Source organism: Cryobacterium sp. LW097 (assembly GCF_002205495.2).
In the GTDB taxonomy this organism is placed as follows: domain Bacteria; phylum Actinomycetota; class Actinomycetes; order Actinomycetales; family Microbacteriaceae; genus Cryobacterium; species Cryobacterium zongtaii.
Genome location: NZ_CP021992.1, coordinates 104,100 through 116,479 on the forward strand (window position 1 = coordinate 104,100; position 12,380 = coordinate 116,479).

General features: G+C 70.0%; 13 protein-coding genes. 11 read left to right on the plus strand and 2 right to left on the minus strand.

Features of this window, described 5'->3' with window-relative positions; genetic code table 11:
- Nucleotides 1-38: 38 nt before the first annotated feature.
- A complete protein-coding gene (locus B7495_RS00465) occupies nucleotides 39-884 on the minus strand; it encodes a polysaccharide deacetylase family protein (RefSeq protein WP_088454854.1) in 846 nt (281 codons plus the stop codon).
- A 207-nt stretch (nucleotides 885-1,091) separates the two neighbouring features.
- Here B7495_RS00465 and B7495_RS00470 point away from each other — a divergent pair, with 207 nt between their 5' ends.
- On the plus strand, nucleotides 1,092-2,477 hold the full coding sequence (locus B7495_RS00470) for a glycine--tRNA ligase (RefSeq protein ID WP_088454855.1): 1,386 nt from the start codon (nucleotides 1,092-1,094) through the stop codon (nucleotides 2,475-2,477).
- A 138-nt stretch (nucleotides 2,478-2,615) separates the two neighbouring features.
- Here B7495_RS00470 and B7495_RS00475 read toward each other — a convergent pair whose 3' ends face one another.
- Nucleotides 2,616-4,013: a glutamyl-tRNA reductase gene (locus B7495_RS00475; RefSeq protein WP_088454856.1), complete on the minus strand. Its 1,398-nt coding sequence runs from the start codon at nucleotides 4,011-4,013 to the stop codon at nucleotides 2,616-2,618.
- A 73-nt stretch (nucleotides 4,014-4,086) separates the two neighbouring features.
- On the opposite strand from B7495_RS00475, the gene hemE reads away from it, so the two are divergent.
- From hemE to B7495_RS00525, 10 genes are all read left to right on the plus strand, one after another.
- On the plus strand, nucleotides 4,087-5,232 hold the full coding sequence (hemE, locus tag B7495_RS00480; RefSeq protein ID WP_088454857.1) for a uroporphyrinogen decarboxylase: 1,146 nt from the start codon (nucleotides 4,087-4,089) through the stop codon (nucleotides 5,230-5,232).
- A 54-nt stretch (nucleotides 5,233-5,286) separates the two neighbouring features.
- Complete coding sequence (gene hemG / locus B7495_RS00485) at nucleotides 5,287-6,783, plus strand: protoporphyrinogen oxidase (protein WP_088454858.1); 1,497 nt, start codon at nucleotides 5,287-5,289, stop codon at nucleotides 6,781-6,783.
- Nucleotides 6,784-6,872: 89 nt separating this feature from the next.
- Nucleotides 6,873-7,271 carry a hypothetical protein gene (locus B7495_RS00490; RefSeq protein ID WP_088454859.1) on the plus strand — a complete coding sequence of 133 codons (399 nt, stop codon included), beginning with the start codon at nucleotides 6,873-6,875 and terminating at the stop codon, nucleotides 7,269-7,271.
- A 32-nt stretch (nucleotides 7,272-7,303) separates the two neighbouring features.
- The gene (locus B7495_RS00495) at nucleotides 7,304-7,720 is read left to right on the plus strand and encodes a phage holin family protein (protein WP_165787928.1); all 417 of its coding nucleotides are present in this window, start codon (nucleotides 7,304-7,306) and stop codon (nucleotides 7,718-7,720) included.
- Entirely contained in the window at nucleotides 7,710-7,997 is a 288-nt protein-coding gene (locus B7495_RS00500; protein WP_088454861.1) for a DUF3618 domain-containing protein, read from the plus strand. The genes B7495_RS00495 and B7495_RS00500 overlap by 11 nt, the downstream gene beginning before the upstream one ends.
- A gap of 93 nt (nucleotides 7,998-8,090) precedes the next feature.
- Nucleotides 8,091-8,822 (plus strand): hydrogen peroxide-dependent heme synthase, encoded by a 732-nt coding sequence (gene hemQ, locus B7495_RS00505; protein WP_088454862.1) that lies wholly within the window; start codon nucleotides 8,091-8,093, stop codon nucleotides 8,820-8,822.
- Nucleotides 8,822-9,916, plus strand: a complete 1,095-nt coding sequence (locus B7495_RS00510) for a ferrochelatase (RefSeq protein WP_088454863.1) — start codon at nucleotides 8,822-8,824, stop codon at nucleotides 9,914-9,916. Before hemQ ends, B7495_RS00510 begins: the two co-directional genes overlap by 1 nt.
- 38 nt (nucleotides 9,917-9,954) lie before the next feature.
- Nucleotides 9,955-10,866, plus strand: coding sequence for a hydroxymethylbilane synthase (gene hemC / locus B7495_RS00515; protein ID WP_240632527.1), 912 nt, complete (start codon nucleotides 9,955-9,957; stop codon nucleotides 10,864-10,866).
- A gap of 5 nt (nucleotides 10,867-10,871) precedes the next feature.
- Entirely contained in the window at nucleotides 10,872-11,648 is a 777-nt protein-coding gene (locus B7495_RS00520) for a uroporphyrinogen-III synthase (RefSeq protein ID WP_240632325.1), read from the plus strand.
- 52 nt (nucleotides 11,649-11,700) lie between these two features.
- The gene (locus tag B7495_RS00525) at nucleotides 11,701-12,345 is read left to right on the plus strand and encodes a TetR/AcrR family transcriptional regulator (RefSeq protein WP_088454866.1); all 645 of its coding nucleotides are present in this window, start codon (nucleotides 11,701-11,703) and stop codon (nucleotides 12,343-12,345) included.
- The last annotated feature ends 35 nt before the right edge of the window (nucleotides 12,346-12,380 follow it).

Here is a 12,380-nt window from a genome sequence, read left to right on the forward strand (position 1 = left end):
CATTGGTCCCCCTGGTGACGTGTCGTGAGGTGCGAATGTCACGGATGAGCCGCGCTGGTGAACACATCGTTGAGGGTGACGGTGGTCAGCCCGCGGTCGTGCAGCAGCGCGCGTAACTGCGGGAAAACGTTGGTGACCGGTTCGAAGTTGAGGTGCCCGATCACGATGTGTTGAGGCAGGAACCAGGTGGTCGCGAAATCCACCACCTGTTGTTCGGTGAGGAGCCCCGAGTCCGCCAGCGACCCGTACCAGGTGGTCGGGACCGTGTAACCCAGCGCGGCGGCCAGGGCATCCACCCGATCGTCGTGCACGCCGTACGGCGGCCGGAAATAGGGCCGGGCGTCGACGCCGTAGGTGTCGCTGAGGAAGTCGTGGTTGCGCTGGAGTTCGGTGGTGACGTCGGCGTCACTGAGGGTGCTGAGGTCGGGGTGTGACCAGGTGTGGTTGCCCAGCTGGATCTGGCCGGTCTGCACGAGCGGCCGGAGCCGGTCGGCGTTGTCGGTCCAGGCGTCGTAACAGCCGGTGACGAAGAAGGTGAGCCTGGTGCCCGTCTCGGCGGCGAAGCGGATGTACCGGGCCAGCACCTCGCTGCTGGAGCCGTCGTCGACGGTCCAGGCCAGCAGGGTGCCCTCGCCGGGCAGGTCGGACAGGGTGCCGGGCGGCACCGGAACCCGCACCAGACCGGGCGCGGGCTGGGCGACGGGCACGGGCGGCGGTACCGCGCCGGGCAACGGCCGGGGGAGCGGGCTGGGAGTCGGTGGCGTCGTCGTTGCCGGGACGCTCGGGCGCGGGGCGGCTGCGAGGGTCGCGCAGCCGGCAAGGGTGAGGGAAAGGCCAAGCGAGGCCAGCACGGTGCGCCGGGTGAGGGCGGGGTCCTGCCGCACGGCGGTCCTCCCCCCGGAGCCGGTCGTTGGAGCCGATGGAAAGCCAGAACAAGCCGGGCGTGAGTCGAACGAGTCGAAGATATCGCCGCTGCCGGCCGCTGACAACGCCCGTAATCGGGGGCCGTGCCCGCATCGCTAAAATGGACGAATCCGTACCCGGGCCTCTGCCCGGTATTTTGACCATCCTTTTGGACCATTGGAGCCACCGTGGCCGCACTTTCCCGTCTTGATTCCGTCATCGCCCTCGCCCGCCACCGCGGCTTCGTCTTCCAGGCCGGTGAGATCTACGGCGGCAGCCGGTCGGCCTGGGACTACGGGCCCCTCGGTGTGGAGCTGAAGGAGAACATCAAGAAGCAGTGGTGGCGGTTCATGGTCACCAGCCGCGACGACGTCGTGGGCCTGGACTCCTCGGTCATCCTGCCGCGCAAGGTCTGGGAGGCCTCCGGCCACGTCGAGGTCTTCTCCGACCCGCTGGTGGAGTGCACCAGCTGCCACAAGCGCTTCCGCGAGGACCACCTGGTGGAGGAGTTCGAGGAGAAGAAGGGCCGCGCCCCCGAGGGCGGCATCGACGGCATCGCCTGCCCCAACTGCGGCAACCGGCACACCTGGACCGAGCCGCGCGCATTCTCGGGCCTGCTCAAGACCTTCCTCGGCCCGGTCGACGACGAGGCCGGCATGCACTATCTGCGCCCGGAGACCGCGCAGGGCATCTTCGTGAACTTCGCCAACGTGCTCCAGGCGGCGCGCATGAAGCCCCCGTTCGGCATCGGCCAGATCGGCAAGAGCTTCCGCAACGAGATCACCCCCGGAAACTTCATCTTCCGCACCCGCGAGTTCGAGCAGATGGAGATGGAGTTCTTCGTCGAGCCCGGCAGTGACGAGGAATGGCACCAGTACTGGATCGACCAGCGGATGAGCTGGTACACGGGTCTGGGCATCAACATCGAGAACCTCCGCCTGTTCGAGCACCCCGCGGAGAAGCTCTCGCACTACTCCAAGCGCACCGTCGACATCGAGTACCGCTTCGGCTTCTCCGGCAGCGAGTTCGGTGAACTCGAGGGTGTCGCCAACCGCACCGACTTCGACCTCAAGACGCACTCGGAGGCGTCGGGCAAGGACCTCTCCTACTTCGACCAGACCAAGAACGAACGCTGGGTCCCCTATGTGATCGAGCCCGCTGCCGGCCTGACCCGCTCGCTGATGGCGTTCCTGGTGGATGCGTACCACGAGGAAGAAGTGCCCAACGCGAAGGGCGGCGTCGACAAGCGCACCGTGCTCAAGCTCGACCCGCGCCTGGCCCCGATCAAGGCCGCCGTGCTGCCGTTGAGTCGCAACGAGGCCCTCTCACCGATGGCCCGCTCGCTGGCCGCGCGCCTGCGCGAATCGTGGAACGTGGACTTCGACGACGCCGGCGCCATCGGCCGTCGTTACCGCCGCCAGGACGAGATCGGCACGCCGTACTGCATCACGGTGGACTTCGACTCGCTCGAGGACCAGGCCGTCACCGTGCGTGACCGCGACACCATGGCGCAGGAGCGGGTGCCCCTGGCCGAGCTCGACGCCTACCTGGCCGTGCGCCTGCGCGGAGCGTAACCCGCCCCATCCGGCGCCTGACCCGCTTGAGCGTTTCGCGGGTCGGGCGCCGCTGTGCGCGTGGCACGCCACCCGCAGAGCGGCGCCGCACCCGCATAACTCCGGATGCTGCGCCTCCGGGCTACCGTGACGGCCGGGTCAGGACGCGGCGTCGGAGACGCCGGCCGCGCCGGGCAGCCCGACGGGCGCCGCCGCGGTCTCCGGCAGGGTCACCTCGATGCCGAACAGGGCGTCGAGCCCGCCGAGGAACGCTTCCTGATCGCCGGCGCGGGCCAGCTCGCGGGAACGCACCATGGGCGTGTGCAACAGCACCCCGGCGAGGTGCCGCAGGGCGGATTCGGTCTGCTCGCTGGTGTCACCGCGCCGCCTGGCCCGCTCGATCTCCCCGTCGAGGATGTCGAAGACGTGCGAACGCAGCGCCACGACGGCGGGCGCCAGGCTCTGCTCCTCGGCCACGGCCGAGAACTTCCTGGCGGCGCGGCCCACCAGCTCTCGCGCCTCGCTGGTGGCGTTGAGCTGTTCGAGCGGGGCGTGGATGCGGATGGTCTCGAGGTCGAGCAGCTCCACCCCGGGCACGTCGCTGACGTCGGGGTCGACGTTTCGCGGCAGGCCGAGGTCGATGACCAGCTGGCGGGCCGCCTCGGCCTCGGAACCGACGGGACAGGAGCGCACGGGACCGGCCTCGGCAACCGGCGCACCGACACCGGCGTGCGTCGCGGCGAGGAGCGCCCGGCCGGCGGTGAGGATGCCCGCATCGATGACGTGGTGATCGACGGTCGTGCAGGTGAGGATCAGGTCGGCCAGGGCGGTCTCGGCGGCCAGGGAATCGGCATCCGTCGACACGGCCGAGATGTCGTGGGCCACGGCGAACTTCTCGGCCCGGCCCGACGACGAGTAGACCCGCACGTCGGTGACGCCGAGTTCACGGAGGGCCGCCAGCGAGGCGCCGGCGTACCGGCCGGTGCCCACGAGCAGCACCCGGGTGTGTGCCCAGTCGGTGACCCGGCTCTCGGCCAGTTCAAGCGCCAGACGCACCAGGGAGCGGCCGGCGGCGCCGATGCCGGTGTGGTTCTTCACGCCGCGGGAGGTCTGCGAGGCGCGCTGGAACAGGCGCTCCAGCTCGGGGCTGGTGGTGCCGGCGGCGCGGGCCTCCTCGAGGGAGCGCCGCACCTGGCCGGCGATCTCGCCCTCGCCGACGACCACGGACTCGAGTCCGCTGGTCACGGCGAAGAGATGCTCGGCCACGCCGTTGCCGTGCACAAGGTCAAGGGTGTCGCGCAGCAGCGCGGCGCTCACGCCGGTGCTCTCGCTCACGGCGTCGATCGCGGCGTAGACCGCGGGAAGCGGGGAGACCCCGAACGGTTCGTCGAGGTCGAGGTAGGCCTCGAAGCGGTTGCAGGTGGCCACGACCACGGCCCCGCTGAGGGCATCGTGCCCCGTGAGCATCCCGCCCGCTGCCGAGTCGGCGCCCACAGACAGCTTTTCGAGCACGTCAAAGCTGGAGTTCTTGTGGTTCGCGGACAAACAAATCAACACCGCTTGATTCTACGGTGTGTGCAACAACACCTCGAATCGTTCCCCCGGCCGATGTAGAGGACAATCGAGAGTGATGAACCTCGCGACGACACACCCACTTTCTTCCGGCCTCACCGCAGACTCCCGGCTCGTGCGGGCATACCAGGGCACCCGTCCGGACGTGACTCCGGTCTGGTTCATGCGCCAGGCCGGCCGCTCGCTGCCCGAGTACCGCGAGCTGCGGGTGGGCACCCGGATGCTCGACGCCTGCCTGGACCCCGCCATGGCCAGCGAGATCACCCTGCAGCCGATCCGCCGGCACGGTGTCGACGCGGGCATCCTGTTCAGCGACATCGTGGTGCCCCTCAAGCTCGTGGGCGTGGACGTGGAGATCGTGGCCGGTAAGGGCCCGGTGCTCGCCAAGGCCGTGCGCACCGCGGCGGATGTCGACAGTCTCACCGCGCTCGACCCCGCCGTGCTCGACACGGCATTGGCCCCGATCAGGGAGGCCGTCGCGCTCACTGTCGCTGCGCTGGGCTTGACCCCGCTGATCGGTTTCGCCGGGGCGCCGTTCACCCTCGCCGCGTACATCGTCGAGGGTGGACCGTCCAAGGACCACATCCACGCCCGCACGCTCATGCACTCGGATCCGGACGCGTGGGCCCGGCTGATGGCCTGGACCGCCGAGGTCACCGGCCGGTTCCTCCGCGCCCAGGTGCTCGCCGGCGCCAGCGCTGCGCAGCTGTTCGACTCCTGGGCCGGCGCCCTCTCGCTCAACGACTACACCCGCTTCGTCGCCCCGGCGTCCACCGCCGCGATCGCGCACGTGCGCGACCTCACCTACACGGAACCCGCCGCCGACGCGGCCGCCGATCCGGAGTCGATCCGGCGCAACGTACCCGTCGTGCACTTCGGCGTCGGCACCGGCGAATTGCTCAAGGCCATGCACGGCATCGGCGCCGACGTCGTCGGGGTGGACTACAGGGTGCCGCTGGATGAGGCCAGCCGGCGCCTCGGCGGTGTCGTGCCGGTGCAGGGCAACATCGACCCCGCCCTGCTGAACGCGCCCTGGCCGGTGCTGGAAGCACACGTTCTCGACGTGCTCGAGCGCGGCCGCACGGCGCCGTCCCACGTGCTCAACCTGGGCCACGGTGTGCCGCCGGAGACGAACCCCGACGTGCTCACCCGGCTCGTGGAGTTCGTGCACAGCACGACGTCGAGTACCTCCAGCGCGTCCTAGAACACCGCTCACTCGAGCACGTGCCGGCGGTAGCCGCCGGCGGAAAGCAAGGTCATGAAGGACGTTCTGGTCATCGGCGGAGGTGTCGCCGGTCTGGTGGCCGCCCGCGAGTGCGCCCACCTCGGGCTCAGCGTTGTCGTGCTGGAGACCGCAGACGCGCCGGGCGGAGCCGTGGCCGGCCACGAGGTCGCCGGCCTCCGGCTCGATGCCGGTGCGGAGAGCTTCGCCGTGCGCGGCAACACCGTGGCGGCCTTCATCGCCGACCTCGGCCTCACCGCCGAGATCATCGAACCGAACCCGGCCGGGGCCTGGCTGCACCTGCCGCCGCACCGGCCCGGCGGAGCCCCGATGTCGGTGCCGCTGCCCAAGGCCGGCGTGCTCGGCATTCCGGGCTCACCGCTGGCCGAGGACGTGCGCCGCGCGATCGGCTGGTCCGGCGCCCTGCGCGCCTACGCCGACAGGCTGATGCCGGTGCTCAAGATCGGCCGTGAGCAGAGCCTCGGTGAGCTCGTCGGCAAACGGATGGGCACCAAGGTGCTCGAACGCCTGGTCAACCCGGTCGCCGGCGGCGTCTACGCCACCGCGGCCGCCGACCTCGAGGTCGACGTCGTGGCCCCTGGCCTCAACCGCGCCCTCACCACGGCCGGGTCGCTCTCCGGCGCCGTCACGGCTCTCCGCACCGCCGCACCGGCCGGTTCCGCCGTCCGCGGGCTGAACGGCGGCATGCACCGCCTCGTCGCCGCCCTCGTCACCGATCTCGACACCTACGACGTCGAGATCCGCACGAGCACCGCCGCGACCGGCCTCACGCCCGTTGACACCGAAGAAACCGGCGCCGACGGCACCGTGACGACCACCCGCACGTGGGCCGTCCGGCTTGCCCCGACGGCGGATGCCGAGGCCGCGGCCGACGCCGAGCCGGGCACCCTCGAAGCCCGGCAGGTCATCCTCGCCGTGCCGGCGGCAGCCGCCCTGGCCCTGCTGGCCCCGCTTGGCGCCGAATTCGCTGCTCTCGCCGCCCTGGACTGGCCGGAACCGGCCGCCGTGGAGCTCGCCACACTGGTGCTCGACGCCCCGGTGCTGGACGCGCATCCGCGCGGCACCGGCGCGCTCGTGGCGGAGGGGACCCCTGGCGTCACCGCCAAGGCGATCACCCACGTCACCGCCAAGTGGGCCTGGGTGGATGCCCTCACGCCGCCCGGCCGGCACATCGTGCGGCTCTCCTACGGACGCGCCGGCGCCCCGGTGCCGACCCTCGGCCTCAGCGACGACCAGCTGCAGCAGCTCGCCGTGCAGGACGCCGCCGCGATCCTCGGGGTGGACCTCGCCAACAGTCAGGTGGCCGGTTTCGCCCGCACGCTGTGGGCCGACGGCCTCTCGCCGGCCACGATCGGCGCGCCCGAACGCATCCGCCGGGTGCGGGAGGTCGTCGAGACCACGCCCGGCCTCGACGTGACCGGTGGCTGGCTCTCCGGCACCGGCCTGGCCTCGGTGATACCCGACGCCCTCGCGGCGGGTATCCGGGTCAGGCGGGCAGTGCTAGACCTCTGATCAGGAGTCTTTTAGGTGCCGTACACATGTGCCTCCCCGGGCTGGGGGGCTACGCTGGCAACTCATGAACGTATAGGAATGGAGTCACAATGCGGGGAAAGCTTCTTTTCATCACGGGTGGCCTCGTGGGCTATGTGCTGGGTGCACGCGCCGGACGTCAGCGCTACGACCAGATCGCGTCGGCCGCCTCGGACCTGTGGAACCGGCCGCCCGTGCAGAGGCGCGTGAACGAGGTCAAGGACTTCGCCCTCGAGCGTGTCGGCGACGTTCCCGGCGCACTCTACGAAGCGGGCAAGAAGGTCGCTTCTGCAGTGTCGAACAAGACCGACAAGACCAAGGGCGCCCCGGCCACCGGCACGTCCGGCGCCGCCACCGCGGCCACGAAGGCCGCCGCATCCGCCACGAAATCGGCCAAGGCGGCGGCGGATTCTGCCACCTCCGCGGCTGATTCCGCGAAGGCCGCCGACGACACCTCGGCCGCGCAGTAATCTCACAGACGACAGTCCAAGGAAGGATGCCAGTGAGCAACAGCGGGTACAACCCCAAGAGCAAGCAGTCACTGTTCACGCTCCTCAGCGAGCTTCCCGGTCAGATCGTTGATCTGGTCAAAGCCGAGATCGACGCCTTCAAGGCCGACATCTCCGGCAAGGCCAAGAACGTCGGCATCGGCCTGGGCCTGTTCATCGGTGCCGCGGTGTTCGGCTTCTTCGCGATCATCGTGTTCATCGCCCTGGCCGTGATCGCTCTCGACCTCGTGCTGCCGCTTTGGCTGGCCGCCCTCATCGTGGCCGTCGCGCTGCTCCTGATCGCGGTGATCCTGGCCCTGATCGGGCTCAACCGGGTCAAAAAGGGCACCCGCCACGACCCGGATGGCGTGACCGCGAGCATCCAGAAGGACGTCGACGCATTCAAGGGAGTTGGCGAGTATGAGCACTGACAAGAGCCCGGAGACCACGCCGGAACACCGAAGCACCGCCGAGTTGCGCTCCGAAGCCGACCGGGCGCGTGCCGCGCTCGCCGGCACGCTGGACGCCATCGAGTACAAGCTCAATGTGCCCAAGCAGATCAAGATCAATACCCGGCGCTTCACCCTCGGGTTGCACAGGCTCGGCGATGACAACCCTCTCGCCCTGGCCGGCGTCGCCCTGGGTGCTGCCGCGGCAGCGGGAACAATCGTGTGGTGGGGCGTGAAAACGGTCCTCGACCGCCGCTGAGCGCGCGGGTGGGCGGGTCTACTTTTGGCTCTCCGGGCAAAGCGGTGGAGACTAGTACACATGACTCACCCGGCTGCCGGAGAGGCAGTAGACATGACCACGCCCACCCCCGCTACACACACCTCATCAGAGGCTGAACCCACCGAGGCCTCGCCCTCCGGATTCACCCTCTTCACGGTGCTGCGCAAGGACCCGGCCAACCCCGACGACCTCGACGGTCGCGACGTGCCGCGGTTCGTCGACGAACTCGACGACATCATCGCCCTGGTCGAGGCCGAGGGCGTGACCCTGCGCGGGATCTACGACGTCTCCGGCCTCCGCGCCGATGCCGACGCGATGCTCTGGACCCATGCTGATGAGGCTCAGACCTTGCAGTGGGCCAACCGGGAGCTGCGCCGCAGCCGCCTGCTCAAGAGCCTGCTGCCCACCTGGAACGCCATGGGTGTGCACCGCGACGCCGAGTTCAACAAGAGCCACGTGCCCGGCTTCCTGCGCGGCGTCGAGCCCAAGGCCTGGCTCACCGTCTACCCCTTCGTGCGCAGCTTCGAGTGGTATCTGCTGCCCGAGGCCGAGCGCAGCAAGATGCTCGCTGACCACGGCCGCAAGGGTGCCGCGTTCCGCGGCGCCATCGCCAACACAGTGTCGTCGTTCGCGCTGGGCGACTACGAGTGGCTGCTGCCGATCGAGTCCGACGAGCTCACCGAGCTTGTCGACCTGATGCGGGAGCTCCGCGCCACGGAGGCCCGTCGTCATGTGCGCGAGGAGGTGCCGTTCTACACCGGACGGCGCATCTCGACCGCCGAGCTTGTGGAGGTCTTGCAGTAATGACGAACTACGACGCCATCCTGCTCGCCGGCTTCGGCGGTCCAGAGGGCCAGGACGACGTGATCCCGTTCCTGCGCAATGTCACCCGTGGCCGCGGCATTCCGGAGGAACGCCTCGAAGAGGTCGCGGTGCACTACCGCCACTTCGGCGGCATCAGCCCGATCAACCAGCAGAACCGCGTGCTGCGCGCCGCCCTGCAGGCCGAATTGGACCGTCGCGGCATCAACCTGCCGGTGATCTGGGGCAACCGCAACTGGGCGCCCTACCTGCCGGACACCATCGCCGAGGCGCACGCCAACGGCCAGGACCGCCTGCTCGCCATCGCCACCAGCGCGTACAGCTCCTACTCCGGCTGCCGCCAGTACCGGGAGGACTTCGCCCAGGCGCTGGACACCACCGGACTGACCGGCACCGTGCAGATCGACAAGATCCGCCAGTTCTTCGACCACCCCGGCTTCGTCACCCCGTTCATCACCGGCGTGCGCCAGGGCCTGGCCGACGTCGAAGCCGCGAACCCCGGCATCAACCTCAGCACCGAGGTCGAGGTGCTGTTCAGCACCCACTCGATCCCGTCCACGGATGCCGCCAAGAGCGGGCCCGCCGAGCGCGGCTTCGGGGAGGGTGGCGCATACGCCGCCCAGCACCTGGCCGTCGCCGACGTGGTCATGCAGGGCCTCGAGTCCCCGTGGCAGCTGGTCTACCAGTCCCGCAGCGGCCCGCCCAGCATGCCGTGGCTCGAGCCCGACATCAACGACGCCATCGCGCTGCTGCCGGCGCGCGGCATCCGCGCCGTCGTCATCGTGCCGCTCGGCTTCGTCAGCGACCACATGGAGGTCATGTGGGACCTCGACAACGAGGCCACCGAAACGGCGAAGGAACACGGCCTGTTCTCGGTGCGGGTGCCCACCCCCGGCGCTGACCCGGTCTACGTGAGCGGCTTGATCGACCTCGTCGAGGAACGTCTCAACGACGTGCCCGTTGAGGGCCGTCCAGCCCTGACCGACCTCGGCCCCTGGTACGACATCTGCCGGCCGGGCTGCTGCGAGAACGTGCGCCTCGGTTTCAAGCCGGCCGTCGCCGGTGTAGCGCCGTGAGCATCATCCGCGTCGGCACCCGGGGCAGCGCCCTGGCCATGGCCCAGACCACGGCCGTCGCCAACCGCATCCAGGCCGCGACTGGCGGCGAGGTGGAGATCATTCCGATCACCACGCACGGCGACGTGTCCCGTGAATCGCTCTCCAGCCTGGGCGGCACCGGCGTCTTCGCCAGCGCCCTTCGCGAGGCCCTGCTGAACGACGAGTGCGACGTTGTCGTGCACTCGTTCAAGGACCTGCCCACCGAGGAGTACCCGGGCCTCGTCATCGGCGCCACGCCCAAGCGCGCTGATGCCAGGGACGTACTCTGCGCCAGGGACGGCTACACCCTGGCCACCCTGCCCGAGGGTGCCACGGTCGGTACCGGGTCTCCGCGCCGAGCCGCGCAGCTGCGCGCCCAGCGTCCAGACCTGGAGGTCGTCGACATCCGCGGCAACGTCGGCACCCGGCTCGCGCTCGTCGCCGACGAGAAGCTGCACGCCGTGGTGCTCGCCGCGGCGGGGCTGGGCCGCCTGGGCCTGCTGGAGAACATGGCCACCGACTACCTGGAACTCTCCGACTGGCCCACCGCGCCGGGGCAGGGCGCCCTCGCCATCGAGGTGCGCCAGGGTAAGCCGGACCGCCTGCTCACCAAGGCTCTCGCCGTGCTCAACCACGCCACCACCCAGGCCACAGTGACGGCCGAGCGCCACGTGCTCGCCCGGCTCGAGGCCGGCTGCGCGGCCCCGATCGGGGCCACCGCTGTGCTCGACGACGGCCTGCTGTTCCTCACCGCCACCGTGTACAGCCCGGATGGCACCCGCCGGATCACCGCATCGCACGCGGCGACCCCCGAGTCGCACTCCGCTGTCGACCTGCAGGATGCCGCCCTCGACGTCGCCGAGCGCGCCGCCCGAGAGCTTCTGGCCGGCGGGGCCGCCGAGATCGCCCCGCTGTCGGTGACCCTGTGAGCGCCGTGCGGCACAATCCGGACAAGCCGTTGGCCGGCTGGCGGGTCCTCGTGCCCCGCGGCGGGCCCTGGGGTGACCAGGTGGCCGCGAACCTGCGCTCGCGCGGCGCCATGCCGATCGTCGCTCCGATGATCAACTTCGCGCCCACCGACGACGCCGCGTCCCTCGACACGGCCCTGGCCAAACTCGCCGCCGGCGACTTCGACTGGATGACCGTCACCAGCGCCACCACCGTCGATGTGCTCTCCTCCCACCGGGCCGTCGTGGCGCCGGGCACCCGCATCGCCGCGGTCGGCGAGACCACCGCCGCCGCGCTCGTGGCCGCGGGCTATCACGTCGACATCGTCCCGTCCGAGGACAACTCGGCCAAGGGCCTGCTCGCCGACTGGGAAGCCGCCACCCACGGCGTCATCCCGCTTCGCATCCTCACCCTGCGGTCCGAGATCGCCAAACCGCTGCTCACCGAGGGCCTGCGCCGCATCGGTCACGAGGTCGAGTCCGTCGTGGCCTACCGCACCGTCGGGGTGCCGGTCTCCGACCGGGTCGTCGCCGACATCAAGGCAGGACGGGTGCACGCGGTCCTGGTCACCAGCGGGAGCGTCGCGCAGCAGGTGCAGGATCAGCTCGGCCCGATTCCCCGGACCACCCTGGTCGCTTGTATCGGCCCGCGCACGGCGAAGGATGCGGCGGCCATCGGTCTGCGCGTGGACGTGATCGCCGACGAGCGCAGCGCCGAGTCCCTCATCGAGGCTCTCGTGGGTCTCGCTCCCCGGGACCTGTAGAACAGCTGGGAGTGCATTGCACTTTGTGCGTCGTTGCACTTAGTGTAAGTGTGTGATTCCGCCCCTCATCGCCCCCGATCGGCGTGCCGACATCAAGGCACGGCATCGTCGGGCGATCCTGGATGCCGCCGACGCGCTGATCCGCGAACGGGGCAAGCCTCAATTCAGTGTCAACGAACTCGCCGACCGTGCCGACGTCTCCCGGCGCACGGTATTCAATCACTTCACCTCGCTCGACGACGTGATCATGACGACCTGCACCCGGTTGCTCGGCGTCACCGTCGACGACTTCCGGGCGGCAACGCGGGCGACGCCCGCGGGCGATGGCAGTCGAGTGGCTCTCTTCGACGAGATCACCACGGCCCTTCGTGCCGTCGACCTGCCCACCGTGGTCGCCTACCTCTGGGGCGTCCTCGCCGCGGATGGCGAGAACGGCCGCTCCCAGCACGCTCTCACCGACGTCTTCACCCGCGCCACCGAGCAGCTCTCCGCCGAGATCGCCGATCGCAGCACCGCCATCGACGCGTTCGAGGTGGCGATCCTGGTCAGCACGGTGATGAACGGCGTCGCGGTCGTGTCGGTGCACTGGATCGCCACGACGGGCGCCACGCTCGACGAGTCCTCCCGGACGGTGTGGGACGACCTGCTCAACCGCCTCATCGCCACCATCCGAATGGGCTACTCGGCGTCCAGCTGACCCACACCCTCCTCGAACTTCTGTACCCACTCTCT

Coding starts and splice junctions, on each gene's coding strand:
- hemE (WP_088454857.1), top strand. CDS start 4,087: ATGAACCTCGCGACGACACACCCACTTTCTTCCGGCCTCACCGCAGAC.
- hemG (WP_088454858.1), top strand. CDS start 5,287: ATGAAGGACGTTCTGGTCATCGGCGGAGGTGTCGCCGGTCTGGTGGCC.
- B7495_RS00490 (WP_088454859.1), top strand. CDS start 6,873: ATGCGGGGAAAGCTTCTTTTCATCACGGGTGGCCTCGTGGGCTATGTG.
- B7495_RS00500 (WP_088454861.1), top strand. CDS start 7,710: ATGAGCACTGACAAGAGCCCGGAGACCACGCCGGAACACCGAAGCACC.
- hemQ (WP_088454862.1), top strand. CDS start 8,091: ATGACCACGCCCACCCCCGCTACACACACCTCATCAGAGGCTGAACCC.
- B7495_RS00510 (WP_088454863.1), top strand. CDS start 8,822: ATGACGAACTACGACGCCATCCTGCTCGCCGGCTTCGGCGGTCCAGAG.
- hemC (WP_240632527.1), top strand. CDS start 9,955: ATGGCCCAGACCACGGCCGTCGCCAACCGCATCCAGGCCGCGACTGGC.